The organism is Clavibacter lycopersici (assembly GCF_003576405.1).
Classification (GTDB): Bacteria; Actinomycetota; Actinomycetes; order Actinomycetales; family Microbacteriaceae; genus Clavibacter; species Clavibacter lycopersici.
Genome location: NZ_QWGT01000237.1, coordinates 1 through 4,158, shown reverse-complemented (window position 1 = coordinate 4,158; position 4,158 = coordinate 1). Strand labels below are relative to the sequence as shown.

Annotated in this window: 5 protein-coding genes; 2 read left to right on the top strand and 3 right to left on the bottom strand. The window is 74.6% G+C overall.

What is annotated here, in order from left to right; translation table 11 throughout:
- The 3 genes from DZG00_RS12935 to DZG00_RS12925 form a co-directional block, all read right to left on the bottom strand.
- Window positions 1-418: alpha/beta fold hydrolase (locus DZG00_RS12935; RefSeq protein WP_119455695.1), on the bottom strand; the 418-nt coding region annotated here is incomplete at its 3' end.
- Window positions 419-514: 96 nt separating this feature from the next.
- Complete coding sequence (locus tag DZG00_RS12930; RefSeq protein ID WP_119382658.1) at window positions 515-1,624, bottom strand: Gfo/Idh/MocA family protein; 1,110 nt, start codon at window positions 1,622-1,624, stop codon at window positions 515-517.
- Entirely contained in the window at window positions 1,621-2,427 is an 807-nt protein-coding gene (locus DZG00_RS12925; protein WP_119382659.1) for a sugar phosphate isomerase/epimerase family protein, read from the bottom strand. The genes DZG00_RS12930 and DZG00_RS12925 overlap by 4 nt, the downstream gene beginning before the upstream one ends.
- 240 nt (window positions 2,428-2,667) lie before the next feature.
- Between DZG00_RS12925 and DZG00_RS12920 the strand changes: the two genes are divergently transcribed.
- Both DZG00_RS12920 and DZG00_RS12915 read left to right on the top strand, forming a co-directional pair.
- The gene (locus DZG00_RS12920) at window positions 2,668-3,057 is read left to right on the top strand and encodes a VOC family protein (protein WP_119382660.1); all 390 of its coding nucleotides are present in this window, start codon (window positions 2,668-2,670) and stop codon (window positions 3,055-3,057) included.
- 95 nt (window positions 3,058-3,152) lie between these two features.
- Window positions 3,153-4,158 (top strand): alpha/beta fold hydrolase (locus DZG00_RS12915; protein WP_147360002.1); only part of this gene is annotated, 1,006 nt, incomplete at its 3' end.

Here is a 4,158-nt window from a genome sequence, read left to right as displayed (position 1 = left end):
GGGCCCGCGGGATCTGCGCGGCCGCGAGCCCCACGAGCGGCGCGGCCCAGAACAGGCGACCGCGGATCCCGGTGGTCGGCAGCGCGAGCCGGAACCCGGGGTCGAGGTAGATCGCGCGCGCGGGCTGGAGGCGGGCGACCGCGCGCACCAGCACGGATCCGCCGAGCGAGTGCCCGACGACCGCGTCGAGGCCGCGCGGCAGTGACGCGGCGACGTCGTCGGCCATGTCCTCGATGCCGTAGGACGAGGCGCGGTCGCTCTCGCCGTGCCCGCGGAGGTCGACGGTCGTGACGGTGAAGCGGCCGGTCGCGACGAGCCGGTCGACGACGGGCGCCCAGGTCGCGCCGTCCGCGCCGAGGCCGTGCACGAGCCCGACGCGGCGCGCGCCGGATCCGGTGGTGACGCGGTGCAGCTGCATGGGTCCAGTCTCCCCCGCGGGCAGCCGCGCGCCGAGCGCATGACGGCCCCGCCTCCGTCACCGGATGCGGGGCCGTCGTGACGACCGCTCGTGGCGCTACAGCGTCGCCGCCGCCGGGTCCCAGTCCTCGGCCAGCGGCGTCGGCTTCTCGACGGTGGACGCCACCTTCACGACCTCGCGGCTCTCGGCCGCGTCGGAGATCGCGAGCAGCACGTCGAGCACGTGGGCCGCGACCTCGCCGGATGCGCGCACCGGGTCGCCGCCGCGGATGCTGCGCGCGAGGTCCAGCACGCCGGATCCGCGGCCGTACGTCGATCCCGCGGCCGTCAGCGTCTCCGGCTCCTGCTGCCCGAAGCGCCACAGCTGGCTGTCGCCCTCGAACGTGTTCGGGTCGGGGAGCACGATGGTGCCCTCGCTGCCCGAGATCTCGACGAAGCCCATGCGCGGCAGCGCGTTCTGGAAGCTGAAGGTCGACTGCGCCGACTGCCCGCCCGCGAACGAGATGAGCGCCGCGTGGTGCGTCGGCACCTCCACCGGGAACTCGGTGCCCGCGCGGGGTCCGCTGCCGATGGTGCGCGTGACGCGCGAGGTCGAGGAGACCGCGCTCACCGTCTCGGCGGCGCCGAACGCGTGCACGAGCGTGGTGACGTAGTACGGGCCCATGTCGAACAGGGGTCCGGCGCCGCGCGCGAAGAGGAACTCGGGGTTCGGGTGCCAGGCGTCGGGGCCGGGCACGTGGAAGAGCGTCGTCGCGGTGAGCGGCTCGCCGATGTCGCCGCGGGCGATGGCGCGCATGGCCGACTGGATCCCCGCGCCGAGCACGGTGTCGGGCGCGCACGCCACCTGCACGCCGGCGGAGCGTGCCGCCTCGAGCAGGTCCTGTCCGGACGCGTGATCCAGCGCCAGCGGCTTCTCGCTCCACACGTGCTTGCCGGCCGCGACGATCCGCTGCCCGACCTCGGCGTGCGTGGCGGGCAGCGTGAGGTTCACGACGATCTCGATCTCGTCCATGGCGAGGAGCTCGTCGACGGTGCCGTGGTGCGGCACCCCGTGCTCCTCGGCGCGCGAGCGGGCGCGGTCGAGGTCGATGTCGGCGACGAACAGGACCTCGAGGTCCGGCATCGCCGTCATGTTCTCCAGGTAGGTGCCCGAGATGACGCCCGCGCCGATGACGCCGACGCCGACGCGGCCGGTGCCGCCGGTCACTTGTCGTTCTCCGCGAGCCAGGCGAAGGACGCCGCGATGCCGTCGAAGACGTCGCCCGCGTAGTCGTCGAACTCGACGACGCGGAGCGCGTGGGGGGCGGCAGCGAGCACGGCGGCGACGTCGACGTCGCCCTGGCCGGCGGGCTCCTGCATCTTGAAGGCCTGCGCGAGCTCCGGCGGCACGACGAGCGCGGACTCGGCGCTCGGGAGCACGTTGGCGATGGCGTCGGAGATCTTGCCGTCCTTCACGTGCAGGAACTGCACGCGGTCGCCGAGCTGGCGGAGGAGCGCGGGCGTGTCCATGCCGCCGACGGTCGACCAGAAGGTGTCGAGCTCGAGCACGACGTCGGCGTTGAGGCGCTCCACGAAGAGCTCGTAGACCGGCCGGCCGTCGACCTTGTTCGCGAACTCCCACTGGTGGTTGTGGTACCCGAAGGCGAGCCCGCGCGCGGCGGCCTGCACCTGCAGCTCGTTGACGCGGTCGGCGATCCTGTGCGCGTCGTCGGCGGTCTGCCAGCGCTCGGAGGGGATGAACGGGTCGATGACCGTCTGGATCCCGAGCTTCGCGGCGGCGTCGAAGGTGCGGGCGGCCTGGTCGTCGTCGCCGTCGATGACGGGCGCGTGGCCGGAGGGCGCGGTGACGCCGGACGCGGCGAACGCGGCGGCGAACTCGTCGGCGCGCTCGACGAACGCGTACGGCTCGACCAGCGTGTAGCCGATCTCGGCGACGCGGGCGACGGCGCCCTGCAGGTCCGCGGAGACAGCGTCGCGGACCGTGTAGAGCTGGACGGAGGGGGCGGTCATGGTCGCTCCTTTCAGGAGGGTGACTGGTGGCCCGACGGCCACCGCACGCTCCCGCCGTCGCGTCTGGACGGCTGAGCCACGATGCCCGCAGGGTTCGACCGGCGCGAGACGCGCCGTGTCGTCAAACCTACCGTCGGTCGGGGTCCGGATCCCAGGGGCGCGGGCGGCGGATCCTGGTGGCCGCGCACCGCCGGTGCCAGGCTGGCGTCACCCGCTCGACGACGAGAGAAGGAACGCCCGATGAGGATCCGCCGCACCATCACCGTGTTCGACGCTCCCGACCTGGCCGTGGAGAGCGCCTTCTGGGCGGGCCTCCTCGGCGGCGAGGTGGATGCGGAGGACGACTGGCACAGCGTGCGCGTCGACGGCGAGTGGCGCCTCGGCTTCCAGCTCGCGCCCGACTTCGTGCCGCCGGAGTGGCCGGGCGAGGGCCCGCGCCAGCAGATGCAGCTGCACCTCGACCTGTACGTCGACGACCTCGACGAGGGCCGCGAGCGCGTGCTCGCCCTCGGCGGCCGCCTGATCCAGCCGGCCGAGGACCCGACGGCGCCCGACCGCTTCGACGTGTACGCGGATCCGGCGGGGCACCCGTTCTGCCTGTGCGTGTCGGGCGAGGACGCGCGGGCCTGACCGCGCCGCGGATCGGCGGACCCGCAGGCGCCGTGCCCTAGCGTGGACGCCTCGCGGATCGCGCCCGACGACCCGTCCGCCGCAGGAGGCACCGCATGACCGAGCACGGCCGCCCCGCCACCACGGTCCGCGTCACCCGCATCGTGCACCGCGGGCTCACCGTGCGGATCAGCACGCTCGGCAGCCCCGACGGCCGCGCGTTCGTGCTCGTGCCCGGCATCGGGGTCTCCTCCGACTACTTCGAGCGCCTCGCGCCGCGCCTCGACGCACGCGGCACCGTGCACGCGCTCGACCTGCCGGGGTTCGCGGGCGTCCGCCACCCCGGGCGGTCGCTCGAGATCCGCGAGTACGCCGACCTCGTGGGCGCCGCGATCGACCACCTGGGACTCGACGACCCGGTGCTCGTCGGCCACTCCATGGGCACGCAGGTCGTGGCCGACCTCGCAGCCCGGCGACCCGGGATCAGCACGCTCGTGCTCATCGGGCCCGTCGTGGATCCGTCCGCCCGCTCCGTGCCCACGGCCGCCGTGCGGTTCCTGCGGTCGTCGCTGCACGAGCCCCGGCGGATCCAGGTGCTCGCCGTGCGCGCGTACCTCGTCTGCGGCGTGCGCTGGTTCCTCCGCGTGCTGCCACGCATGATGTCGTTCCCGATCGAGGCGCGCCTGCCCGAGGTCCGCGCGAGCACGCTGGTGATCCGCGGCGAGCACGACGCCGTCGCCCCGCGCGCGTGGGTCGAGGAGATGGGACGCCTGCTGCCGCGGGCGCGGCTGTGGGAGATCCCCGGCGCCGCGCACTCGGTGATGCACGACCACGCCGACGAGGTCGCCCGCCTCTGCCTGGCGCACCTCGAGCGGCCGCCGGGTGAGGGCTCGTCGACCGAGGACGCGTCCGCCGAGCTGCGGCGGTTCCCCGTGGGCGAGGAGCGCGACGACGAGGAGCACGCGGACTTCGCTCCCACGGTCGGCGACTCGATCCGCGGCCTCCGCGCGCAGGTGGCCGAGGGCGTCGCGATACTCCGCGGCGACGACGCCGCGATCGGCCGCGCCAAGACCGCGCACGCGGAGGCGATGGCGGACGCGGCGGAGCGGGCGCGGCTCCGCG